This window comes from Alteromonas sp. B31-7 (assembly GCF_015767655.1).
GTDB classification, from domain to species: Bacteria; Pseudomonadota; Gammaproteobacteria; order Enterobacterales; family Alteromonadaceae; genus Alteromonas; species Alteromonas australica.
On record NZ_CP065233.1, the window covers coordinates 3,639,101 to 3,660,910 of the forward strand.

General features: G+C 42.8%; 24 protein-coding genes. 10 read left to right on the forward strand and 14 right to left on the reverse strand.

Annotated features, from left to right (window positions below):
- The first annotated feature begins 102 nt into the window (after positions 1 to 102).
- Entirely contained in the window at positions 103 to 1,125 is a 1,023-nt protein-coding gene (locus IUA53_RS15855; protein WP_024016890.1) for an ABC transporter ATP-binding protein, read from the forward strand.
- Between the two features lie 239 nt (positions 1,126 to 1,364).
- Here the strand turns inward: IUA53_RS15855 and IUA53_RS15860 are convergent, their stop codons facing one another.
- Complete coding sequence (locus IUA53_RS15860) at positions 1,365 to 1,700, reverse strand: winged helix-turn-helix transcriptional regulator (RefSeq protein WP_024016891.1); 336 nt, start codon at positions 1,698 to 1,700, stop codon at positions 1,365 to 1,367.
- Between the two features lie 81 nt (positions 1,701 to 1,781).
- On the opposite strand from IUA53_RS15860, the gene IUA53_RS15865 reads away from it, so the two are divergent.
- Positions 1,782 to 2,336: a carboxymuconolactone decarboxylase family protein gene (locus IUA53_RS15865; RefSeq protein ID WP_052806713.1), complete on the forward strand. Its 555-nt coding sequence runs from the start codon at positions 1,782 to 1,784 to the stop codon at positions 2,334 to 2,336.
- A 52-nt stretch (positions 2,337 to 2,388) separates the two neighbouring features.
- On the opposite strand, the gene tnpC is transcribed toward IUA53_RS15865, so the two are convergent.
- The 3 genes from tnpC to tnpA all read right to left on the reverse strand — a co-directional run bounded on the left by tnpC (position 2,389) and on the right by tnpA (position 4,645).
- Positions 2,389 to 3,891, reverse strand: coding sequence for an IS66 family transposase (tnpC, locus tag IUA53_RS15870; protein WP_014979023.1), 1,503 nt, complete (start codon positions 3,889 to 3,891; stop codon positions 2,389 to 2,391).
- An 86-nt stretch (positions 3,892 to 3,977) separates the two neighbouring features.
- Entirely contained in the window at positions 3,978 to 4,328 is a 351-nt protein-coding gene (tnpB, locus tag IUA53_RS15875) for an IS66 family insertion sequence element accessory protein TnpB (RefSeq protein WP_014979024.1), read from the reverse strand.
- Positions 4,325 to 4,645 (reverse strand): IS66 family insertion sequence element accessory protein TnpA, encoded by a 321-nt coding sequence (gene tnpA, locus IUA53_RS15880; RefSeq protein WP_014979025.1) that lies wholly within the window; start codon positions 4,643 to 4,645, stop codon positions 4,325 to 4,327. Before tnpA ends, tnpB begins: the two co-directional genes overlap by 4 nt.
- Positions 4,646 to 4,673: 28 nt before the next feature.
- Here tnpA and IUA53_RS15885 point away from each other — a divergent pair, with 28 nt between their 5' ends.
- Positions 4,674 to 5,351, forward strand: coding sequence for a hypothetical protein (locus tag IUA53_RS15885; RefSeq protein WP_196897407.1), 678 nt, complete (start codon positions 4,674 to 4,676; stop codon positions 5,349 to 5,351).
- 369 nt (positions 5,352 to 5,720) lie between these two features.
- On the opposite strand, the gene IUA53_RS15890 is transcribed toward IUA53_RS15885, so the two are convergent.
- A complete protein-coding gene (locus IUA53_RS15890; protein ID WP_044446293.1) occupies positions 5,721 to 6,356 on the reverse strand; it encodes a DUF4760 domain-containing protein in 636 nt (211 codons plus the stop codon).
- A 290-nt stretch (positions 6,357 to 6,646) separates the two neighbouring features.
- Entirely contained in the window at positions 6,647 to 7,039 is a 393-nt protein-coding gene (locus IUA53_RS15895; RefSeq protein ID WP_231401172.1) for an ion channel, read from the reverse strand.
- A gap of 121 nt (positions 7,040 to 7,160) precedes the next feature.
- Between IUA53_RS15895 and IUA53_RS15900 the strand changes: the two genes are divergently transcribed.
- Positions 7,161 to 7,703: a DUF305 domain-containing protein gene (locus IUA53_RS15900; RefSeq protein WP_044446289.1), complete on the forward strand. Its 543-nt coding sequence runs from the start codon at positions 7,161 to 7,163 to the stop codon at positions 7,701 to 7,703.
- Between the two features lie 205 nt (positions 7,704 to 7,908).
- On the opposite strand, the gene IUA53_RS15905 is transcribed toward IUA53_RS15900, so the two are convergent.
- On the reverse strand, positions 7,909 to 9,000 hold the full coding sequence (locus IUA53_RS15905) for a mechanosensitive ion channel family protein (RefSeq protein ID WP_196897408.1): 1,092 nt from the start codon (positions 8,998 to 9,000) through the stop codon (positions 7,909 to 7,911).
- Between the two features lie 210 nt (positions 9,001 to 9,210).
- Here IUA53_RS15905 and nagA point away from each other — a divergent pair, with 210 nt between their 5' ends.
- Complete coding sequence (gene nagA, locus IUA53_RS15910) at positions 9,211 to 10,332, forward strand: N-acetylglucosamine-6-phosphate deacetylase (protein WP_196897409.1); 1,122 nt, start codon at positions 9,211 to 9,213, stop codon at positions 10,330 to 10,332.
- A gap of 20 nt (positions 10,333 to 10,352) precedes the next feature.
- Here nagA and IUA53_RS15915 read toward each other — a convergent pair whose 3' ends face one another.
- On the reverse strand, positions 10,353 to 11,306 hold the full coding sequence (locus tag IUA53_RS15915; protein ID WP_044446285.1) for a PA2778 family cysteine peptidase: 954 nt from the start codon (positions 11,304 to 11,306) through the stop codon (positions 10,353 to 10,355).
- Positions 11,307 to 11,310: 4 nt separating this feature from the next.
- Complete coding sequence (locus IUA53_RS15920) at positions 11,311 to 11,691, reverse strand: PA2779 family protein (RefSeq protein ID WP_044056160.1); 381 nt, start codon at positions 11,689 to 11,691, stop codon at positions 11,311 to 11,313.
- 227 nt (positions 11,692 to 11,918) lie between these two features.
- Here IUA53_RS15920 and IUA53_RS15925 point away from each other — a divergent pair, with 227 nt between their 5' ends.
- Positions 11,919 to 13,511, forward strand: a complete 1,593-nt coding sequence (locus IUA53_RS15925) for an ABC-F family ATPase (RefSeq protein ID WP_196899574.1) — start codon at positions 11,919 to 11,921, stop codon at positions 13,509 to 13,511.
- Between the two features lie 89 nt (positions 13,512 to 13,600).
- Here the strand turns inward: IUA53_RS15925 and IUA53_RS15930 are convergent, their stop codons facing one another.
- Both IUA53_RS15930 and IUA53_RS15935 read right to left on the reverse strand, forming a co-directional pair.
- Positions 13,601 to 15,298: a patatin-like phospholipase family protein gene (locus tag IUA53_RS15930; protein ID WP_044446279.1), complete on the reverse strand. Its 1,698-nt coding sequence runs from the start codon at positions 15,296 to 15,298 to the stop codon at positions 13,601 to 13,603.
- A 234-nt stretch (positions 15,299 to 15,532) separates the two neighbouring features.
- A complete protein-coding gene (locus tag IUA53_RS15935; RefSeq protein WP_044446277.1) occupies positions 15,533 to 16,435 on the reverse strand; it encodes a BadF/BadG/BcrA/BcrD ATPase family protein in 903 nt (300 codons plus the stop codon).
- Between the two features lie 220 nt (positions 16,436 to 16,655).
- On the opposite strand from IUA53_RS15935, the gene IUA53_RS15940 reads away from it, so the two are divergent.
- A complete protein-coding gene (locus IUA53_RS15940) occupies positions 16,656 to 17,315 on the forward strand; it encodes a sulfotransferase family 2 domain-containing protein (protein WP_196897410.1) in 660 nt (219 codons plus the stop codon).
- A 66-nt stretch (positions 17,316 to 17,381) separates the two neighbouring features.
- The gene (locus tag IUA53_RS15945) at positions 17,382 to 18,131 is read left to right on the forward strand and encodes a MipA/OmpV family protein (RefSeq protein ID WP_044446275.1); all 750 of its coding nucleotides are present in this window, start codon (positions 17,382 to 17,384) and stop codon (positions 18,129 to 18,131) included.
- Positions 18,132 to 18,237: 106 nt separating this feature from the next.
- Here IUA53_RS15945 and IUA53_RS15950 read toward each other — a convergent pair whose 3' ends face one another.
- The 3 genes from IUA53_RS15950 to IUA53_RS15960 all read right to left on the reverse strand — a co-directional run bounded on the left by IUA53_RS15950 (position 18,238) and on the right by IUA53_RS15960 (position 20,692).
- The gene (locus IUA53_RS15950) at positions 18,238 to 18,663 is read right to left on the reverse strand and encodes a CreA family protein (RefSeq protein ID WP_156141823.1); all 426 of its coding nucleotides are present in this window, start codon (positions 18,661 to 18,663) and stop codon (positions 18,238 to 18,240) included.
- Positions 18,664 to 18,898: 235 nt separating this feature from the next.
- Entirely contained in the window at positions 18,899 to 19,579 is a 681-nt protein-coding gene (locus IUA53_RS15955) for a glutathione S-transferase family protein (RefSeq protein WP_196897411.1), read from the reverse strand.
- A gap of 168 nt (positions 19,580 to 19,747) precedes the next feature.
- Positions 19,748 to 20,692 carry a class I SAM-dependent methyltransferase gene (locus tag IUA53_RS15960; protein ID WP_196897412.1) on the reverse strand — a complete coding sequence of 315 codons (945 nt, stop codon included), beginning with the start codon at positions 20,690 to 20,692 and terminating at the stop codon, positions 19,748 to 19,750.
- A gap of 130 nt (positions 20,693 to 20,822) precedes the next feature.
- Between IUA53_RS15960 and IUA53_RS15965 the strand changes: the two genes are divergently transcribed.
- Together IUA53_RS15965 and IUA53_RS15970 are read left to right on the forward strand one after the other, a co-directional pair.
- Complete coding sequence (locus IUA53_RS15965; protein WP_196897413.1) at positions 20,823 to 21,188, forward strand: VOC family protein; 366 nt, start codon at positions 20,823 to 20,825, stop codon at positions 21,186 to 21,188.
- Between the two features lie 99 nt (positions 21,189 to 21,287).
- Positions 21,288 to 21,788: a DUF2059 domain-containing protein gene (locus tag IUA53_RS15970; protein ID WP_196897414.1), complete on the forward strand. Its 501-nt coding sequence runs from the start codon at positions 21,288 to 21,290 to the stop codon at positions 21,786 to 21,788.
- The last annotated feature ends 22 nt before the right edge of the window (positions 21,789 to 21,810 follow it).

Below are 21,810 nucleotides of genomic sequence, written 5' to 3' on the forward strand. Positions count from 1 at the left end.
ATCAAGTTTTTATTTTTGAAAGAACTTGTGTAGTTAGTGTCGATAGTATTTAAGAACGTTTCATACAGTGGAGATGCATCGGAGCCAGTATACAATATCTCGATGGATCTCCCGTCTGGTAGTTTCACGATACTTTTAAGTGACAGAACAGATGATGCCGGGAAGGTCACTATCTGTAAGTTACTTTTGGGAATTATCAAACCAACCTCTGGCACTATCCTCATTGACGGAAAGGATGCGTCGAAAGTCCCTACTCAAAAGCGAAATGCCGCAATGGTCCATCAAGAGTTCATAAACTACCCGCACCTAACGGTTTATGAAAATATTGCCTCTCCATTACGCGTGCTCAAGATCCCCAAAACACAAATCCGAAAAGCCGTATACGATATCGCTAAAAAACTTCGAATTGAATCTTGCCTCAATCGGTTACCGAATGAAATATCTGGAGGGCAACAGCAAAGAACCGCTCTAGCGCGAGCACTTGTTAAAGATGCGAAACTAATTTGCTTATATGAGCCTCTAGTTAATTTAGATTACAAGTTGAGGGAAGAGCTTAGAAATGAACTCAAGCAGCTTTTTCGCTCAAAGAATACCGTTTGCGTTTACGCGACGGCAGAGCCAAATGAAGCATTGCAACTCGGAAGCAAAGCAATACTTCTACACAAAGGTGAAATACTTCAAGCCTCCGATATTTCTGAGATATACAGAAATCCAATAAATCTTACAGCCGCGCAGATACTATCTGATCCGCCCCTAAATATATTTCAAGGCGAAATTACCTCACATGAGTTAGTAATCGGCGAAGTTCAAAGGTTTCCGAAAACAAGAATACTAGAACAACTCCCGATTAATAACTATATCTTAGCTATAAGGCCCAGTCATGTAAGCTTAGTACCAATAAGTGATGACGACCTGGAAATATCGATGCGAGTTAATATAGCAGAGATAAGTGGTTCAGAAACCCTCATTCATACAGTTGGTAGCAACATAAACTTACTAATGAACTTATCGGGCGTTCATGATTATAGCCCTGACACGAAAATTAAAATTTACATACCGTCACACAAACTGTTTGTTTTTAATGCAGCCGGAGCTCTAGTTAAAGCACCAGGAGCAAACCTTTGAACAATTCCGTTAATACGACAACTTGGCGCTTATCGGTGAACAGAGAGTCATCAGCTCGTGACATTTTAAAACAATCAACCAATGACGAGAACTTTTGCAATTAGGGATAACGCTATACATCTATTGTGAATTGGAGACTTTTCATATTCGCCAAACTTGATCTTTTTGTCTGATAAACTATGAAAACCACTCCTAATTTTAATACGTTTTGATTAATCGTGAAGGAACCGTAAGGCTTCCTAATCGTTCTGCCCCTCAGCCTGATTTTTTGCCCATTGGTTAGCCCAACTCTCTAGGGCCAACAAATGACAGCTTAATTGTTTACCAAACTCTGTATACCCATAACCTTCACTGTTATGGTCAATAAAATTTAGCGCTCGAAATTGCTTCAAGCGTTTATTCAATACTGTTGGGGATATGTTTCCGCACTTTTCTTGAAGGCCTCTAAAGTTTAATCTCGTTTGACTTAATTCCCATAGTATTCTCAATGACCATCGCTCACCCAAAACATCAAATAAAACCATTATTGGTTTTCCAGTTGAGGAACCTCTAGCGGATTTGCCTACTTCTTTCATGACTCTTAAACTCACTTTTTGCTACACATTTTGTAGCCAAATGCTATGCTACAAAAATGATAGCATAAATTGAGAGTAGATATGATGCATAAACTAAACCCTATACGGTCACCATTTAATAAAGACGTTGAAGCGATATTAATGAACTACCCTAAAGGTCCGAATGGTTACACTCTTAAGCTATTCAGAGTATTCGCCAATAGTCTTAGATTTTTAGCTGGGAAAGGAGTAGTTAATTTGCTCGACGAGGGAAGCCCGCTAAGCGCAAATGAAAGAGAATTAGTTATCTTGAGAGTCACGGCTAATCTCAACTGTGAATACGAGTGGGGACTGCATGTTAGCGTTTTTTCAGAGGCTGCTGGTTTGTCTAAAGAGCAAGTCGCTAAAACTAAAACAGGATGCAGCACAGACCCAGTCTGGGCAAAACGACAATCACTATTATTAAAATGTGTTGACGAAATTTGCGATGACTCAAAGGTCCATGAAACTACCTACGCACAATTTCAAAAGACATGGGATGTTCAACAGCAATTAGAGATACTAGCGCTCTGTGGGAATTACCACACGGTGAGTTTCGTAGCAAATACATCTAGAGTCGAAAGAGAGGATTTCAGCGCTTTATTTCCCTCAGGCTGATATTTGTCAAACTTTGAATTATTGATTTCTCGTATCCGTCCGGTAATCCCACCTAGCGGTTAGTAAACTGCCATGGTAGTAGTTGCTCGATAATCGGCTCTGGCTTGCTCAACTCATCAAGGCAAGTCATCACATACTCGAACACATTGAGGTCGTTGGCTTTTGCCGTTTCGATAATGCTGTAGAGAACCGCACTGGCGTTTGCGCCTGTGGCAGTTTGGCTAAAGAGCCAATTCTTCCTGCCTATCACAAACGGTTTAATCGCGCGCTCAGCGCGATTATTATCGATATTCAATAATCCGTCGAGTGTGTAGCGCGCTAGCTTTTCCCATTGATTTAAGCTGTATTGTATTGCTTCACCTAATTTGGTTTTCGGTAACACCTGTTGCACTGATTTCATTAGCCATGCATGAAGCTGATTGAGTAGCGGCAGGCTTTTCTCTTGTCTGGTGAGGTAGCGCACTTCCACTGTTTTATCTTTTAACTGTGTTTCGATGCGGTAGAGTTTTTGGATATGGTTGAGTGCCCAATCCGCTTTGCCACTGCCTTTTTTACCTGCGCCTTTTTTGGCTTCCATGAACTTACGACGTGCATGTGCCCAACAGCCAATGAGTGTGGCTTGCGTTTGCTCATAGCCTTGATAGCCATCCACTTGTAAGTAGCCGTTATAGCCTTTGAGGAAGTCTACCGCGCATTGCCCTGCGCGACTATTGTGATAGTCGTACAGCACAATATTAGGTATTTCTGTATCAGGTATATTACCCGCAGGTGAGTCAGCCCCACTGGCGTACAGCCACATATAGCTAGTCGCTTTATCAGATTCAACCACCTTCAGCGTGGTTTCATCTGCCGCGACAACGGGTTGTTGCAGCAGGTGTTTATGTAGGTGGTCATAAAGGGGTTTAAACAACTCAGCGCAGCGGACTATCCAATCAGCCATGGTTTTACGGCTTAGCTCGATACCATGCTGTTTAAACATTGCTTCTTGTCGATAAAGCGGTAGCCCATACTGATATTTGCTGGTAATGATTTGACTTAACAAGCTTGGCGTTGCATATCCTTTGGGGATAACACTGTGAGGCACTGGCGCTTGCTTCACCTTATTGCTGATGCCGTCTTTTTCACAAGTACGGCACGCATATTTAGGACGAACATGCTCAATCACTTTTACCTGAGCGGGGATAAACTGAAGCTTCTCTGACTTATCTTCACCAATGCGATGTAATTCGCCCGCACAACAGCCACAGATTTTTTCTTCGTCGCTAATATCGTGAACGATAACTTCACGAGGCAGGTCTTTAGGCAGCGGTTTACGTGTCGCCTTTTTGCGGGTGTAGCTCATCGTTTCTTCGGCGGTTTCAGATTCAACGACCAGTTCTTCCGCTTCATTAAACAACTCACCTTGCCCAGGGTGGCCTTCAGTACTTTTACCGAACTGCTTGTGCTGGGCAATACGAAACTGTTCTTCGAGATATAGATAGCGAGACATAACCTGCGACAACATCTTTTTCAGTGTCGCGGGGTCGTCGGGTAAGTTTTCGATATCAATATTCATGACCTTATTATCATGCAATAAGATACTGATTACCCGACATTATTAAGACAATTTTGCGATCGTTAATCGCTACTTATGATCACAGGTTATAAGCCGGATGCAGTGTAATTTAAGGGCTGATGGCCAATCACATCAAAGCCGGATAATAACCATTGCAACTGCTGCTCACTCACATGCATCTGCTGTAAATTCTCATCGACAGGCCATTTAAACCGATGCTTCTCAAGTCGTTTGTACCAGAGTGCGAACCCCGTTTTATCCCAATAGAGTATTTTTAGCTTATCGCGCTTTTTATTGCAGAAGACGAACAATGCATCACGGAACGGGTTGAGATTCATATCCTGCTCAACCACGACAAGTAAGCCGTTAATTGATTTACGGAAGTCGACGATTTCCATGTATAAATAAATGTCGGCAGGCTCAACGAACATCTTCATTCGGCCAATACCTTCATCACGGCGGCAACCCAATGAGGGTTAGTAGTGGTTGGCACGGTAAGTTCTGCGTTTCCCAATTTCAGGAGGAGGTCGCCACCCATTTCCTCAGTGTATGACTCAACTTTAGTGACTTCACGCTTAACCTGAACGAACTTACTATTTGTTCGCTGTAGCCTGATATCACGACGCCTAGTGTAGTATGTTTGAACATTAATCTGTTGCTGGCGACAAAACGCCACCGCAGTGAGTCCGCTTTGTTTTTGTTGGTCAAATAAATTGAGCCAGTCTTGCACGTCTCTTCGTTGATGTTGCTGCATGGTCATTCTCCTTTGCAAAGAGAGCACCATGCCGGAGCTAACTTATGAATTGAATGTGGGGATTACCGGACGGACACATTGGAATAACTTTGGTGGATACGTGGGGGGAACGTTGGGCCCCCTACTTAGTTTTTTGTCTGTAGTTTTACTTATTAAAACTCTCGAGCTTCAACGAAAGTCCTCAAAATCACTTGAGGATGAAATAGAAAGAACAAAACAACAAGATAAGCTTAAGACTTTTGAGTCACACTTCTTCAATATGGTCTCATCACAGAAGAAGAACTTCGACAGTTTTTACCTGGTTTTCGAAAACACCAAAGTGGACGGTGTTGCATCAGCAAACAATTTGGATGATCTTATTTTTCACTTGAAAAGCCGAGGCGCAGCGAGACCACATGTTCACAGCGTTATTTCAAAGATTGATACTCATGGAAGTTTGTTCAACGCAGCACGAATTTTCTACGTAATATGTAAAATCATAGAAGAACATTTATCTGACTCTGAAGGCTTTGATGAAAAAACAAGGGAAAAATATTACCAGACTTTGATATATTTCACTGACTTTGCCCTTTTAAGGCTCATTTGTATATATACAGCGTATTTCCCTGATACAAAAATCGCTTCACACATTACCGCTAATAAGATTTTACGTAGAATTTCTAAGCGCTCTGGTTTAGGGAAATATATAAGCGACATTTCTCTCTAGTACACTTATTTAAAGAACTCCAAGTAAAAGCGAAAAAGCCCTAAGCGGCCTTTTCCTGTCTGCGCTCAATGCGCCATGAATGCTCACGAGTGATTATTTCTTTACCTTCATATTTAATTTAAGCCCTTTTATTTTTACCGTGGGTTCTTCATCAAAATAGCTTTGTTTCACTTCACCTGTGTCTGAAGCTATCGTGATGTCGTAATAGGGGTTATTAGGGGGGATACATCCCTCTGTTTGAAGAAATAGACAGCGCACTCTGTAAAGATATTTGTCATGCGGCCAAACTTACTATGCCACTACAGTAAGCTTTATCACGCTAATGGTTTGAGAATAGGCTTTCGATGCCCGAAAAACGCATGGAGAAATCTATGTAGACAATATAGATGTAATCAGTAGCCCTACAATAAAAAAAATAAGAGCTGTTACTGACGCTACAATAACGTCCTTCATAAAATTATAATCTTCGTATTTTCTGCGACGCTTCCAACGTTTGTGTAACCATTGTACTTGTTCAAAAACGTAGGTGTTCTGACTATTTATTTTATAGGCATCTATAAAGGGGATGAGATAATCAATCAGCCGAATAACATGCGTACAATAGACTTTACGCAGTACTTTTTCCTTATACACTTTGCAGCGTATACCATTTGCGCATCGCTCCCAAACGTTCAGCGCTTCCATAATGGCTAAATGTGCTTCTCGGTCGATACTTGGTTGGGCGACTAGCTGTTTTAACGCCATTGAATCAGAGCTCGTCTGCTTTCGATAAGAGCTAATGTGATCTATGTAAACTCTATATTGCTCTGTTTCTTCGAGGGTTTTCTCAAAGTCAATGGCGTTTTTGCTTCGATGGAAGTGCGAATTTGCTCGCAAAGTAATGAAAGCAACTAACACACCAATAACAGTAAGCACAGCTGTTATTGTAGCTGGTAAAAAAAGTGGTGTTACCTCAAAAGCTTGCTTTAGGAAATTTTGAAGTCCAATTCCATTCGAACTATTCATAATTACAAAAAGGTAAGCTTAAAAGTCACCGTAGCCATGTTCTGAATACATTGTAATATCCTCCGTTCACAACTTAATACTAGCACTAGCGTAGTGCGGATCAACATAAATTTACAACAATTTTGTTAAGTTCGCCCTCTTCAGGGACGTTTATGATACATGAATAGGCTCAAATGTAAATCACGTTCATATAAGGGAATATTGAACCCAACAAGACAGGCATAAAACTAGCCATTAGAAACGCCGGCCCTAAGCAGAAAAACACCTCAGAACTCCCCTGCTCCTTCCCTTTACTCATTTATCGTTCTAAATACCTTTTGCGCTGAGCAGCTAATAAGTAAAAAACCAGTGGCAGATTCAATGCCTGCCAACATACGCAAGTCACCGGTAGGCTCAACGCTTCCAAGCCCCAGTGTGGTAATGGTGGTCAGAGAAAAATAAAAAATGTCGGTTAAGGTAGCAGGTTGCCCGAAACCGCCTACTCCTAGCTTCATTGCTATTACATAGGAAACAGTGAAGATTCCTGCTATCAGAATTTGGCTGACTATCGCAATGGTCACTACAGCGGGCGTTTTTATATACAGGTTTTCGCTTTGCGATTTAATTCTATCCGCAATCCAAGTGATATTTAAAAGATGAAAAAACACCCCTATCAATAGCGTAAAAATTGAAATTATAAGCACGACTATCACTTTTGCCTCCCTACCGGTATAGAAATTGTAACCACCTTACTACTCGTTAATTTTCGTAGTTAAATCAGAAAATTTTTCAAAGTCCCTTTAGGTTTTAACGTAAGGATTACAGATGAAATACGCAAAATTCTTCGCGATGATAGCAACATCTACCCTCGCCATGTTTGTCATGATGTACTTAAATACCTACGGGGTGTCCCATATATGGTTTAGTGAAACCCGCACATTTATGGCGATATACATGGGCGCGGGCATGGCCATTATTATGCTGGCGTTCATGTTGGGCATGTATACCAACAAGAAGTTGAACGCCGTGATTTTTCTCTCAGCAATAGCGCTATTTTCGCTTAGCCTTTACCTTTTACGTTCACAAGCCACGGTATCAGATTCTGCCTATATGAAAGCAATGATACCGCACCACTCCATCGCCATTCTTACCAGTGAGCGTGCCAATATTGAAGATGTTAGGGTGCGCGAACTCGCTAATGGGATCATTAAAGCCCAACGTAAAGAGATAAAACAAATGGAGTGGCTTATTCAAGATATTGAAGACAATGGAAAAGCGCTTAATGCCTCGCAGGCAGAAAACCGTGCTGTGCCCAGTTTTGAAGGGCAGCTAACTAAAAGTAGCGGTAAAGACGACAGTAGCAGGTAATACGCTAATACTCGTTTAACAAACTAAACCAGACAGGCATTAAATGGCGCCATTACAACGCATAGCTTTGTATAAATAGGCGTGTCTTGTTTAGTGTGAACCGCTAACCGTAATGCATGTGGGTACTAAGAGATTGTGCTGAGCCAAGCAAATTTTGAGCACACCCTTCCCGCCTTCCGTACAGAACGTGAAGTCTAATGCCAGCTTACTCAGGCGTTGCGCTTTGGTGCGGTACCTTAACGCCCTCCTGCTCAGTATTAATGGCAGTAATGGGAAATGGGATAACAATACCTTCTTCATCAAAACGTTTTTTAAGGCTTTTAATAAAAGCACTCTTGATAAAGAAACGGTTAAAATATTCTTTGGTTCTAAGCATAATAGTTAAGTTAATACTTGAATTATCAAAGGTATGAAACAGCACGAATGGCTGATAGGTGTCTACACCATATTCGTGCTCTTTGAGTATTCTTTCGGCAACTTCGATACATACTTTTTCCACTAACTCTAAATCTGAACTGTAGTGAACGCCCACTTCTACAGGCACGGAAAGCTCTCGCTCGGGATAGTAGTAGTTTATCAATTTAGAGTTAGATAATTTACTGTTGGGCATAATCACAATGTTGTTCGGCAACATTCTTATCCACGTTGAGCGCCACCCTATTTTCTCTACAAATCCTTGTTCGCCCGAATCAAGTTCGATGTAATCGCCAATGCGAATAGGTTTATCCATTACCAGTTGAATACCGGAAAAGAAATTTTCTAGGGTGGGTTGTAACGCTAATGCCACCGCCAAAGAAGTAATGCCCAACGACGCGATAATTGGGGTGATAGACACTCCCATATTGCTTAAAATTATCAACACAGTTAGGGTTGCTAGCACTGCTCTTAGTGCGCCACCCGCAATCGCACTGGTATTTTTCACCAATGTTGATTGCTCTCGATAGCGTTTAAGTGAGTAAGTGAAAAAGCGCTCTGCAAATAGGAAAATCGCAATAATGACGCCTGCCTCTACAACCCCATCAAGAAACACAGGCACACGTTGCTCGTGCAGGCCACTCCAAGTGAAAACATTTCGTGCCAGTAGCAAAAATATCAGTAAAATAACGACGGTGAGGGGCGCATTTAGCGACAACACCAATACTCGATAAATACTCGACATAGAACTGGTTTCTGAGCGAGCCTTTTCTTTCAAACGCACTAAGATGATGCGTTTAACCCCAAACAGCAGAAGTACAACGGCGATTAATGCGCAAAACGTGTAAAACTCTTGTTGCTGAAACCAAGCTGGAAGTTCCATGTAAACTGCGTTCCTCAGGCAAATGTATAGATAACGTGGGTAAACCAAAGCCCATTCTCTTTCCTTTGTACCTGCAAAACCCAAACCAAGCTCAACACCCTGCGTTTTTTATAAAAGAGGAAACGGTTTTGCTTTTTCCCTCACGCTTGATTGTACTGCTACCCGGCATTCGTTATGCTTTCGCTAAATCGTTATGCATGTTGTTTATTTATGAAAACCTACTTTGCCCCGCGTATGTTTGACGGCAACCAAATGGTGTTAAACCGCCTTATTCACACCAGTGAAAAGCAAATAGAAAAAGTGGAAGACACCACACTTTCTATACCCGAACTTGAGCAACAAGGGGTTAGTATACTTCAAGGTTTACTGGTGCCCGGTTTCATTGATTTACAAATTAATGGCGGGGGCGGTATGCAATTTAACCATACGCCCACCCCTGAGTGCCTGCACACCATGTTTAACGCTCACGCTGCCACAGGCACAAGCGCCATGTTTCCTACTGTGATCACTGATGATATTGATGTGATGAAGCAAAGTGCCGATGCAGTTGCCCAGGTGCGTGCTGAAGGCATTCAAGGCATTGCTGGCGTTCACTTTGAAGGCCCCCACCTTAGCGACAGCAAAAAAGGTATGCACGAAGGTAAACACATTCGCCCCTTAAGTCAGGAAGAAATGGCGATTTATTGCCGCAAAGATATGGGGCAAGTTATTGTCACCGTTGCCCCAGAAACTGTCTCTGAGGAGCAGATTCGCCAGCTTGTGTCTCACGGTATAATTGTATTTTTAGGCCATTCAAATGCCAGTGCTGAGCAAGCTAATGAGGCGTTAAGTGCTGGAGCGATTGGCTTTACCCACCTATTTAACGCTATGTCAGGGTTCACTGGCCGGGCACCAGGGTTAGTGGGCAGTGCGATGGCCTCTGCGGATGCATACGCCGGTATCATTGCCGACATGATCCACGTTAGCCCCATCAGTTTGCAAGCTGCCTATCGGGCGTTGGGTAGTCATCGGCTATTCATGGTAACCGATGCAATGGCGCCCTCTGCCAGTGGTCATACGTCATTTAACTACGGTGATGACACGATTTGTTTGAAAGACGGCAAACTCCTTACCTCAAATGGGAATTTGGCAGGGTCGGTTTTAACCCTCGTTGAGGCGCTGCAAAATGCTCATTTCAAGGCTCATATCCCGCTTCAAGAATGCCTAAAAATGCTGACTTCAACGCCCGCTCGCGCCGCCAACATTCACCAGCAATTTGGGGCAATTAAACCGGGCTATGCCAATGCCATGCTGGTTTTAGATGAACATTTAACTGTTCTTCCCATTCCGTAACAGTCTTATTTCACTGGTATTTACGGGCTGTTTTTAGCCGCCAAGCGCTCTTTAAGTGCTAAAAGCTCGCTGTCGTTAGGAAAAGTGTCTATTGCATTGGCCAATACATTTTTTGCCACTTCCTGCTGGCCTGTCTTTATTAACGCGAGCGCGTAATTGTGCACATAGGGCTTCTGCCCCTTTCCGTACGCGTAACCTTTTTCAAACCACTCACGGGCTAAATCTGGCTGCGTCTCTAAATAGAAGTTTGCTAATAAGAAATAGGCTAGCCATTGGCTGGGCCATTGTTGGGTCGCACTTTGCAAAAACGCTAATGCCTGGGTTTGTTGAATGGGGTTATTTTCTGCCACTTTAAGCATATCGTACGCGGCGCTAACATAGGTAAAGGGCATCATATGTTCGCTTGTTACGCCAGGTGGAACAGGCGCAAGTAACCAATAATTCCCCCGGCCCCAGGTTTTTTCAAAAAGGGAAAATGACATTTCATGGTCTTTTGTCACCCCAGTGTGCAAGGTTATGGTTTTCTTAGTTAAATCAAAGCCGGTTACAACGGCGTAGTGCCATTGGGGTAACAATGAGATGGATAAATTCTGAAAAACAATGACGGGAATATCGTCGCTAATTAACTGCATTAACAGGGTAAGCGAACCTTGGGTTTGGTAAGGTAGGTATTGGTACTGGCGGGTGGCCGTCACCATTTCTAACTGCAAACTCCCTTCTTTGTCGGGAATAAAAATTTTAGGTGCAATATCATTGGCGCTGACTGACGTACCATAGAAGCCAAATACTTCAGCGAGTGTCGTGGGGCCGCAATAATATTGCTGTTGCGCAATGAAAGGTACATTATCGATTTGGTGGGCGCTCACTAACCCCACAGGCGTGGCCTTGGCCAATTGGTCGGTTTGAGGTGTCCCTTGACACCCGGCTAACACTAAAAAGCCTGCAACAATGCAGGCTTTAACAATAGGCTTCATACTTCTAGCTGTTCACTGGGCGAATAAATGGGTACACATCGGTGACGCCCACCAAATCTAGAATAGCAATAATGGCTAAAACGGTAAGCACCGCACCCACAACGCCACCCGCTGGCGCTTGATTAAGCTCTTGATTAAGTTTTGCGATTTCACTTTCAGTCATGCCATTAATACGCGCCACCGCATCATTACTGTCTACCCCTAAACTCATAAGTTTATTTTGCACATCTTCGCGGCTAACCATGGCAAGAAGTTGTTGCTTATTGTACTGTGCAGACTGAGTTTGCATTACGCTATCTGAACTAATCGCTTCCGCGTGCACATTACCTGCTACTAATACTAGCGCACTCAGCGCGCCCGCTAAAAACTTCGTTAAAATCTTCATGAAATACCTTTTCCAATGTTATTTATTAAACTTCTGTCATTTTTACTTTGCATGCTGACTTTAGGTTCAATTATGCAAAGGGGATATTCCCTAAATGCTCAAAATTTCCTCGACAGATGGCCATGAATTCCTTATAGTGCGCGCCCATAGCTACAAGCTTCATGGCGTATTCTTCTAATACCTATGAAAGCAGCTTTTCTTCTATTTTTACCCGCTGGATACCTGTTTTGATTACCACCGCAAATATCACCATGCAGTTTGGCTCTAAGCCGCTGTTTGAAAACATTTCTGCCAAGTTTGGCAATGGCAACCGTTATGGCCTCATTGGCGCAAACGGCTGCGGCAAATCTACTTTCATGAAAATATTAAGTGGTAAGCTTACCCCTACCTCTGGCAACGTTTCTATGGCGCCAGGGACTAAATTGGGGATTTTGAGCCAGGATCAATTCGCATTTGAAGAATTTAGTGTGGTTGATGCTGTAATAATGGGTGATCGTGAGCTATGGGAAGTTAAGCAAGAACGTGACGCCATTTACAGCAAGGCTGAAATGAGTGAAGAAGACGGCATGCGAGTCGCCGACTTAGAAACACAATTTGCTGAAATGGACGGCTACACTGCGGAAGCAAGAGCGGGAGATATACTCAACTCAGCAGGCATTGATGAAAGCTACCATTTTGGCTTAATGAAAGAAGTGGCACCAGGTAAGAAAGTGCGTGTTTTGCTTGCCCAAGCACTTTTTGCTGAACCGGATATATTGCTGCTCGATGAGCCTACCAACAACTTGGACATTTATACCATTAGTTGGTTAGCAGATGAACTGAATAAGCGTAAATCAACCATGCTTATTATTTCTCACGACAGACACTTCCTAAACTCTGTTTGCACTCATATGGCCGACATTGATTACGGTGAATTACGTGTTTACCCCGGTAATTACGATGACTACATTCAAGCGGCGATGCTGGTTCAAGAACAGCTACACAATGAGAATGCTAAAAAGTCAGCGGAAATTGAAGAGCTTCAAAGCTTCGTCGCACGGTTCTCAGCGAATGCCTCTAAAGCCAAGCAAGCCACATCGAGAGCGCGTCGTTTGGAGAAAATTGAATTAGCTGAAGTGAAAGCGTCTAGCCGTCGCAAGCCATATATAGTGTTTAAGCAACACAAAAAGCTTCACAGATTAGCCATTACCCTAGAAGAATTGGGTCATAGCTACCCTGAACTTCCTCTATACAGTAACGCCAGCTTGCTGTTAGAAGCGGGCCAAAGACTCGCCATTATCGGTGAAAATGGTGCAGGTAAAACCACCCTACTGAAATGCCTTGTGGGTGATTTAGACCCGACAGAAGGTAGCCTTAAGTGGGCTGAAAATGCGGCCATTGGCTATATTCCGCAAGATAACGCTAAATTCTTTTCTGACGATATCACCTTGTTTGAGTGGATGAGCCAATGGCGCAGCCCTAAGCACGATGACTTACAAATAAAAGGTATGCTTGGACGACTACTGTTTAGCTCTGACGACTTCAACAAAAAGGTTCAGGTTTGTTCTGGTGGTGAAAAGAACCGGCTATTGTTTGGCAAACTCATGCTGCAAGACATCAATGTACTGATTCTAGATGAACCGACCAACCATATGGACATGGAGTCAATCGAGGCGTTGAATAATGCCCTTTATAAGTTTGACGGCACGGTTATCTTTGTCAGTCATGATAGAGAATTCGTCTCTTCATTGGCCACGCAGGTTATTGAAATCAAAAACAAACAGTTAAACCACTTCGACGGTAATTACGAAGAGTTTTTGGCTCACTCTGCAGAGATGTAACTGTTTCACTGGCTTAAATTTCCGTGTGAATTGATAGAAAAAGGGGGTCTACGACCCCCTATTTTCTTTACTATATGAGCTGGAAGCCGCTACAGGTACAGCGCTTTTCTCACTTTCTGTTTCACCACAAAATTCCATAAGGCAGTGCGTATAATCCACCCCAAGCCGGAATCTTTCGCAATCAGGTAATACCTCGACTTTACGCGTTTAAAAACCCGATCTCTGGTGGGTTTGTCCACGTCTTTAACAGATATTTTATTTAATGTTGAGTTGGCAAAATAGGCGTCTAACGTAGACGTATCTCTAGCAGAAATATTCAGCGGTAAATGTTCGCCAGGTATGAGTTGCTTTACCCCTTTTTCACTCGTATTTTCTCCGCTTAATATACCGTTTATCACATGCATGGCGTTTAAGCGCCCCCGTTGATAATCGTAGTGCCTAAACTTTTCATCAAAGAAGCCCAAAAAAGATTGGAGTAAATCACCCACTAAACAGTCTTCGTCAGCCGAAATTGTGTATATTGTTTTTAAATCTTTAAGGCCTAATTCTGCGCTTTTCTCCAGCACCGCAATGGTATCAATCCACAACTTAAAGGCATCAGGGCTTAACGGCTTGTCTTTTACATCTTCGGCATATTGCTCGGCTAGTCGAGCAAAAGCGTTTTCGTAGCTTTCATCCCCATTGTTACCGCTAAACGTTTGCAAAATGAGTGGCGTTATTATGGCTTGCTCAGCGGCTATGCTCTCTTGTGACAATAAATAATACTCATCTCTTAGCGTAATGGCTTGCTCGTCTAAACGTATAATGAGAGCGTTGTTTTTCGCTTGTATCAACCATTCTTGAAAACCACTTTGGGTAAAAATACTGGTACCGAGTTGAGCGGCAATCTCTAACAGGTTTGAGGTATCACTGTTAAACGTGGGATTCGCGGTGCTCTCTCGCTTTGTTGGGGATACATAAAAATAGAAACGCCGTTTGTAGTCTGTATTTTCGGTGTCGTTCATTTTCGCTAAATCCACTGCCATACCTAGCGGATAATTATTGAAAGTACCTCCGTCAACAAAGCAAAACTCGTTTTCCTCAAATTTAACCGCATCTCTCGCTTTGTAGTCATCATGTTGCCATTGTCGTGTCATTCTAATTGGCGAAAACGCAAGCGGAAACGCCCCACATGCCCGAGATGCTGTGGTAATGTTTTCCCAATGAGAAAAGGTATCTGAATGCCACCCTAAGACTTCGGTAAACCTATCTTGGTGACGGGTTTGCGTGAAGGTATCTTGTGCCAGCGATTCAGTCTCATAGCTAAAAACTTGTACATTATAATCAACGCCATTTAAGTTAGACATAGCCAACCCTAAGCGAATAAATTCCGCACTGGCGGTATGAGGGTCACGTTCTAGCGGTGCAGGTGTCGCGGCGTACCTATTAAGGATAAGCTTATTCGCAATGTCTTTAATAAAGCCGTTTGATAACAGCGACGTCTTCGCGTTATCGCCTTCAAAGGCCATTAATAAGCCATCAATATCTACCGACTTTACCCAGGCTTCGTAGCCAACGTTACTCTCTTCTCCGTCTAGGGCATCTTTATCGTACAACAGCTTTTGCGCTATCATTGCCGCTGTCATACCTCCGGCACTTGCGCCAGTAAGTACGTCTATTTCTATGGGTGTATTTTGCGGGTTGGCGTTGTGCTCTTTGAAGGCGTTGAGTAACTCATACACACACCCTGCTTCATAAGAACCTAAAGACACAGCGCCAGAAATGGCCATTGCTACTCGGTAAGTCATGGTTAACCCCTGTTAACTCAAAATCCATTTGAATCACCAAGAGCATGCTCTTAGAAAGCAGATCCACCCTTCTTGGATGTATTTTTATTAGTATAGTGCTGATCGCTTTTCCAATAGTGATACCCACCAGGCAAAACAGAAAACCGCATCAGCTTTAATAGGTTAAGTAAAAAGTAAATTAAGTGTTAATTCAACTAAAAATTAACATTAACCTTTCTAATGCAATCTGTAGGGTTAAGTTTTAAGGGGTGGCTCGGCATTGCGCTTTAATAAGGTTTCTTTAAGATAGTGAATCGCCCCTTTTTGTGCGTTATGTGCAGGTACGCAAAGTTGCTTTGAAATATCCTTACCAAGTAAAGGTTGATAGGACTCAGCGAGGCCACCCACTAAAGCCACGGGCAAGGGTCTGTCTTGGCTCATGCTACGTATTAATTGGGATAAATACCCCGCGCCTAAATGAATGATGCTAGCGGCTGCCTCACACCCTTCATTAAACGCCGCAAACACCAAAGGCGAGAGCTTGCCAAAGTCTGAGGCGCAAAAATGCATGGTTTTTTCAATCATATCAACGCCATCGACCACACCAAAATGCGTCATTATATTTCGCGATAGCAACGAGTGACTAGTAAGGGCGTCGATACATAAAAGGGTATGCCTAACCGCCTCCACCCCTAACCAGGCGCCGCTACCATTGTCTCCTAACGTTAAACCGTATCCACCCTTGTCGGAAAAGCCTGCTTCTCTATAACAGGTGGCCGCAGAACCGGTTCCGCAAATAACTAAAATGCCGTCTTCTCCTTTATGGGCACCTAAGCAAGCCGCATGTAAATCGCTTAGCGTAGCAAATGTACGAAAAGGCCAATGTTGGGCATCAAACGTCGTTTTTGCTGCTGCCACATTCGCGCCCGCTAGCCCCGCTGCCACATGCAATTCATTAAGCGCGATAGAAAGGCCACTGCTTTCTACTGCACCATTTACCGCCATGAGGATAGATTGTGTAGCCTGCACTTTGTTGCTGACGATATTTGCAGGCCCAGAGGTAGCTGTACCCAGAACATAACCATCGCTATCTTCCAGCTGTGCTCTGCACTGAGTTCCGCCGCCATCAATTCCGATGAAATATTCGCATGGGCTCATTGGGTATCCTGTGTATTAACTAAACTGGGCTTAGTCTCGCCAATATGGCAGACATTTTAGCAATGCATTTCAGCATAATGTAAAACCGCTGTACAAAATGCCACCACCTTAGGTAAGGTTTGTGTAAGGCGATCACTTTGTCGCTTTTGTATAATAAGTTGTCACAAACCTGAGGCATACTTCTAAACGGATTTTCAAACAAAAACAAGGACATTCTTGAATGTTGCTTTCCCATAGTAAACAGTTTCTTTTTGTTCATATTGCAAAAACGGGCGGCACTAGTATCCGAGGTTCGCTAGCCTCTTATCGGTGGGGGCATCCGTATTCTTTCCCTCAGTTTCTTTGCCATAAAATGAGTCAGTTCTGTGGCCACAAGCTTGCTAGTCGTTTTCCTCGCCATGCAAAAATTATTGCTGCGAAAGAAATGCTCCCCGACGAATACTTTAATAAGCTGTTCAAATTTGCGTTTGTTCGCAACCCATGGGACTTGCAAGTGAGTTCTTATCACCACATTAAACGAGAGCGCCCGCATTTAATGGAGGGGCATGAATCATTTACTAGCTTCATGCGCTGGAAATTCGACCCTGAACGCCCTTATCAATATCACATAGACACGTCGCTACAACTGCAAACCGATTATCTAATAGACCTACACGGAAACTTGCTTACCGACTTTATTGGCCAATATGAAACGTTCGAACAAGACTATCATTATGTTTGCGATAAATTAGGACTAAAGAAGAAACCCTTACCCCATAGACGTAAAGCCACAGACAGGCAAGAGTACCAAGCCTATTACACCGATGAAACGAAAGCGATGGTGGATAAGCACTTCGCACAAGACATTCAACTACTGGATTACACCTTCGATTTAGAATAAATTCACCGAGTGATCGAATTAAAACGCCGCTCTGTATTCCTTTTACGCTATTAAGGAAAGCCAATAATGAAAACCAGCTTATTAGGCGCGATTGTCGCACTTACCTTTTCAACTGCAAGCTTCGCCCAATCACCCAGTAACTCCCCGCAAGGCTGGATGTGGGGGGTAGGCGTTGCTGCGTCTCAAGACGTGTACACAGACTTTGATAACCGTATAGTACCTATTCCCATCATAGGTTATGTCGGCGAACGCTTGCGCGTATACGGGCCCTTTGTAGGTTATCAGTTATTGCAAGATGACGGATTCACCCTGGATGCCCAGCTCGTGCCCATCTTTGCAGGCTATGAAGAAGATGACAGTGCTGTGTTTAACGGCATGGAGGACAGAGATTTCAGTTTTGGTGCAGGGCTAAGCTTGCGTTATGCCAAAAATGGATGGACTTACGAACTGGCTTCAAACGCCGATATCCTAGGCACTTTCAATGGTTATCAAGCCACGGCCAGCATTGGCAAAGCGTTTAGAACAGGGCCATTTGTGATAGAGCCCAGTGTGGGTGTTACGTTTCAAGACAACCATTACGTTGACTACTACTATGGCGTAACCGCAGCAGAGGCCACGGCAACTCGTGCCGCTTACAAGGGCGATAACGCAGTGAATACCGAGCTTGCCCTTGCTGTTTCCACACCTATTTTTTGGGGTGGAATGACGCGGTTTCAAATAGGTGCAACCTTTTATGATGACAGTATCAGTGATAGCCCTCTTACCGACAGCGACAGCGCATTTAATGCCATGTTGATGTTTTCGCGTTTTTTCTAAAGCCGAATAAAAAACAAGATGACGTTCGTACATCCCCCCCGACATTTGGTTCGTCGAATTAGTGGGGGGTGTAACTTTTAGGCACGCTTTTGTACCTAACACATCCTTAGTTGCTTACATACGCTTGTGTACCCCACAACGGCACGGTAGATAAGCTGTGTTTGTAACTGCCAGAGGTTTCTTTCGTACTGTAGGTTAAGTACATCAGGGTTTGCGAATTCGCGTCGAATATTCGCCTTACTTTCATATTTTTAAAGAAAACACTTTTCGATTTTCTAAAAATAATATCCCCCGAATCAGAAGTATCAATATTGGCGAGCATGGCGGGCGTAATTGGCCCCGTTTGCCTACAAGCAATGGCGCTGTCGGAAGGGTCAGACAAATCCAAATTCGCTTCAATGCTGGATATATGGCAGGTTACGCCCGGAATGTCTGGGTCTTGTAATGCATCAATTTTAATGTCTTTGGTGGTAAAAAGCCCCAAAGATACATCGCCCACTTCACTATCACTGCATGCTGAAAGCCCCAACATCACAGACACTGCGCCAAGATATTTCAACCAGGATCTTATGCCATCATTTTGTTTATTCATTCTATTCACTTCTGTCATCTTTGTGAGTGTGTATTGCTGGATTATACTTTTTAAACCACGGCTTGGTTTAACCCACTAAAAATAACACGGCATGCAGTGTTTGAAAAAACATTAAAAAGACTTATTGAAAAGGGGTGCAAACACGCCATATTCAATATGGCGTGAAACAGATAACTTACGCTTTTGGATAGTTTGATGGAAAGAAGGCACGACGGGCTTCTTCATCAAATTCTGTTTTAAACTCAATACCCTTAGCAATTTCCCGTGCTCTTAGCGCAGCAGGTCGCCCGTTTATTTTATCAAACCATGCCGATAAATTTGGATAAGGCTTAAGCCCCTCTTCACCTAGCACCACGTTGGCTTTATCTATCCAGCCCCAAGCTGCCACGTCAGCAATCGTGTATTCATCGCCCACAATAAATTCTCTATTCGCTAAATGAGAATCGAGCACTTCATAGTGACGCTGCGCTTCCCGTAAATAACGGTTAACGGCATACTCTAACCCTTCTTTGGGAGCCGCATGCCTAAAATGAACACATTGACCAGAGTATGGACCTAACCCTGTGGCAATGAACATCATCCAGGATAAAAGTTCCGCTCTGTCTTCAGCCTTCCCGCCCAATTTGCCCGTTTTTTCCGACAAATACATGAGTATCGCGTTCGAGTCGAATACACGCTGACCATTATCTTCAATAGCCGGGGTTTTGCCATTAGGGTTAATTAAACGAAACTCCGGGGTATGTTGGTCGCCTTTTAGGGTATCCACGGGTACCAATTGAAAATCAAGCCCTGTTTCCTCAAGAAACAAAGCCACTTTCATTGGGTTAGGCGTATGGTGAAAGAAAAATTTAAGCATAGTGACATTCCTATTTATGTGAATAGGCATTCAACCATGCAGTGAACGATCGTTCAAGGAGTTTTTGATTGCGCTTTTATGAATAAAAAGTGACTGTTATTGTTTACTAATAGTAACCAGACTTCAGGTGAATAAATCTTCACCCCGCCTGTAAGTTTCAGATTAGCTTTAGCGCTTTTTTATCACCGAAATACAATCTAGGGATTTTACTCCCCAATCGATAACCAATTGCTCTTCAATGATAAAGCCACTCTTTTGGCAGATGTGCGCCATATCTTGAGCGTTAAATTCACTACGCCAATGTGGGTTTTTTCTCCAGTTTTTGTCAGCTTCAAAACTGCTATGCCCTTTTGCATTTGAGTGATGTATGACAGCCTGACCACCACTTTTTAATACTCGGCTAAACTCAGTTAATATGTAATCAATACTTCTATAATCAAAATGTACCATGGCATCCCAGCTATAGATAAAGCTCATACTGCCGCTGTCTACAGGGATACTTTCTGGCTCACTGACTTTACAAACTACGTTATCTTTATTAGAAAAACGTTCCGAGCAATACGCGATGGCTTCGTCATTTGTATCCACACAAGTTAACGAACCTGAAAAAGTACTTAAAAGCTCTGCAATCCTTCCTTTCCCACAGGCAAAATCCAAAACATTCGAAAAGTCGAAGTGATATTTATTCATTAAGGGTTCAAGATAGGTATGGAAATGTACTTCGTTATGCCCTTCAGCATTGTTATAGTACTCATTCCAGTTGTAGGAATGAGGCTCTACCTGACTCTCTTCCAGTGCATAACTACTATCAATAGTAACAATCCTATCTTGGCTTACACCTTGGGAAACTAAACTCTGGCTTATTTCGCCACCAAATTTGACTGAAGCGACAACGATAGGGTAGTTGGGCAAACTCGGCACTTCCTCTGCAGGGACATAACGAATGTTTTCTATTGTTTGTGGCGAAGTAAATTTTTTGTCTGCCATGTATATGGTTGGAAATAAATTTAACACGTTTAATTGCCGTACAAATGACTGACCGACTTCGCCTGCTCCGTAAATAATGACGCCGTCTGCAGTAGCCACACGCCCAAATGGAAATAGATAAAACATAAAATCCCTTAATTTATAAAATTCGATGGTCTATAGTGAAACATAAAGCGCATCGTTCCAAGTTTATAGACTTTATTCAAGCTATTTAATCGCTTAAGCAACAAGCCGTCTAAAGAAATTAGAGTAAGAAGTGGTAAATTTAAAAATACGCGAAATAAAACCCTTTGTTCCTGCAAAGGACGTTGAATGCTCCAAGCGCTTTTATCAGTTGATTGGCTTTGAATTGGTATCCGAATTCGGGGATATCGCTTATTTTAAATTAGGTGCTTGCTCATTTTTACTTCAGGACTTTTATAAACCGGTCCACAGTAACAACTTTATGATGCACCTTTTGGTGGAAGATGCACAACATTGGTATGAACACATCCAAACACTAAATCTCACTGAAGAGTTTGATACCAAGGTTACTGAATTGATTGTTCAACCTTGGGGAACGCTGGAGTTTTGTGTGACAGACCCTAGTGGTGTGTTGTGGCGCATTGCCGAGAACAAGTAGTTTATCAATGCCATTGCAGACTTGGTTCGCAGGGACGCACGCTCGCTGGGCGTCTTATTTAAAAGTTAGACCTCATCGTTAAATTAAGGAATGTTTACAATGAAAATAAAATCTCTACTCATATCGATACTCTTAGCAACATCTTGTTACTCCTATGCCGACAGTGAATCAAAGCAAGCAAAATTAAATGAGCTAGTCAATGTTATGGATATGGACTCTATGGTTGAGCAAATGTATTCGCAAATGGAAGCAATGATGCAGAACATGTCCACGCAAATGGGGGTTCAACCTTCTGAGCAAGAGATTTTTGATGATTATTACAGTCAGATGGTTCTCATCATGAATGAAGAAATGAGCTGGGCCAAAATGGAGCCCCTCATTGTCAATATCTACGATAATAATTTCACGGAAGAGGAAATTAACGATATTTTGGCCTTTTACAAAACAGAAACAGGGCAGTCTCTATTGTTAAAGATGCCAGCGGTGATGCAAGAATCGATGCAAATATCACAGACTTTAATGCAAGCTTCTATCCCCAAAATTCAAGAACTTGCTAAAAATCTAAGCGAAGATTTAGCAAAATCTCGAAACAGTCAATAAACGATTAAAAAGGGATATTTAA

What these genes read in the sequence shown, in the direction of transcription:
- IUA53_RS15855 (WP_024016890.1), top strand. Translation starts at nt 103, where the DNA reads ATGGATCTCCCGTCTGGTAGTTTCACGATACTTTTAAGTGACAGAACA.
- IUA53_RS15860 (WP_024016891.1), bottom strand. Translation starts at nt 1,700, where the DNA reads ATGAAAGAAGTAGGCAAATCCGCTAGAGGTTCCTCAACTGGAAAACCA.
- IUA53_RS15865 (WP_052806713.1), top strand. Translation starts at nt 1,782, where the DNA reads ATGATGCATAAACTAAACCCTATACGGTCACCATTTAATAAAGACGTT.
- tnpC (WP_014979023.1), bottom strand. Translation starts at nt 3,891, where the DNA reads ATGAATATTGATATCGAAAACTTACCCGACGACCCCGCGACACTGAAA.
- tnpB (WP_014979024.1), bottom strand. Translation starts at nt 4,328, where the DNA reads ATGAAGATGTTCGTTGAGCCTGCCGACATTTATTTATACATGGAAATC.
- tnpA (WP_014979025.1), bottom strand. Translation starts at nt 4,645, where the DNA reads ATGCAGCAACATCAACGAAGAGACGTGCAAGACTGGCTCAATTTATTT.
- IUA53_RS15885 (WP_196897407.1), top strand. Translation starts at nt 4,674, where the DNA reads ATGCCGGAGCTAACTTATGAATTGAATGTGGGGATTACCGGACGGACA.
- IUA53_RS15890 (WP_044446293.1), bottom strand. Translation starts at nt 6,356, where the DNA reads ATGAATAGTTCGAATGGAATTGGACTTCAAAATTTCCTAAAGCAAGCT.
- IUA53_RS15900 (WP_044446289.1), top strand. Translation starts at nt 7,161, where the DNA reads ATGAAATACGCAAAATTCTTCGCGATGATAGCAACATCTACCCTCGCC.
- IUA53_RS15905 (WP_196897408.1), bottom strand. Translation starts at nt 9,000, where the DNA reads ATGGAACTTCCAGCTTGGTTTCAGCAACAAGAGTTTTACACGTTTTGC.
- nagA (WP_196897409.1), top strand. Translation starts at nt 9,211, where the DNA reads ATGAAAACCTACTTTGCCCCGCGTATGTTTGACGGCAACCAAATGGTG.
- IUA53_RS15915 (WP_044446285.1), bottom strand. Translation starts at nt 11,306, where the DNA reads ATGAAGCCTATTGTTAAAGCCTGCATTGTTGCAGGCTTTTTAGTGTTA.
- IUA53_RS15920 (WP_044056160.1), bottom strand. Translation starts at nt 11,691, where the DNA reads ATGAAGATTTTAACGAAGTTTTTAGCGGGCGCGCTGAGTGCGCTAGTA.
- IUA53_RS15930 (WP_044446279.1), bottom strand. Translation starts at nt 15,298, where the DNA reads ATGACTTACCGAGTAGCAATGGCCATTTCTGGCGCTGTGTCTTTAGGT.
- IUA53_RS15935 (WP_044446277.1), bottom strand. Translation starts at nt 16,435, where the DNA reads ATGAGCCCATGCGAATATTTCATCGGAATTGATGGCGGCGGAACTCAG.
- IUA53_RS15940 (WP_196897410.1), top strand. Translation starts at nt 16,656, where the DNA reads ATGTTGCTTTCCCATAGTAAACAGTTTCTTTTTGTTCATATTGCAAAA.
- IUA53_RS15945 (WP_044446275.1), top strand. Translation starts at nt 17,382, where the DNA reads ATGAAAACCAGCTTATTAGGCGCGATTGTCGCACTTACCTTTTCAACT.
- IUA53_RS15950 (WP_156141823.1), bottom strand. Translation starts at nt 18,663, where the DNA reads ATGTTGGGGCTTTCAGCATGCAGTGATAGTGAAGTGGGCGATGTATCT.
- IUA53_RS15955 (WP_196897411.1), bottom strand. Translation starts at nt 19,579, where the DNA reads ATGCTTAAATTTTTCTTTCACCATACGCCTAACCCAATGAAAGTGGCT.
- IUA53_RS15960 (WP_196897412.1), bottom strand. Translation starts at nt 20,692, where the DNA reads ATGTTTTATCTATTTCCATTTGGGCGTGTGGCTACTGCAGACGGCGTC.
- IUA53_RS15970 (WP_196897414.1), top strand. Translation starts at nt 21,288, where the DNA reads ATGAAAATAAAATCTCTACTCATATCGATACTCTTAGCAACATCTTGT.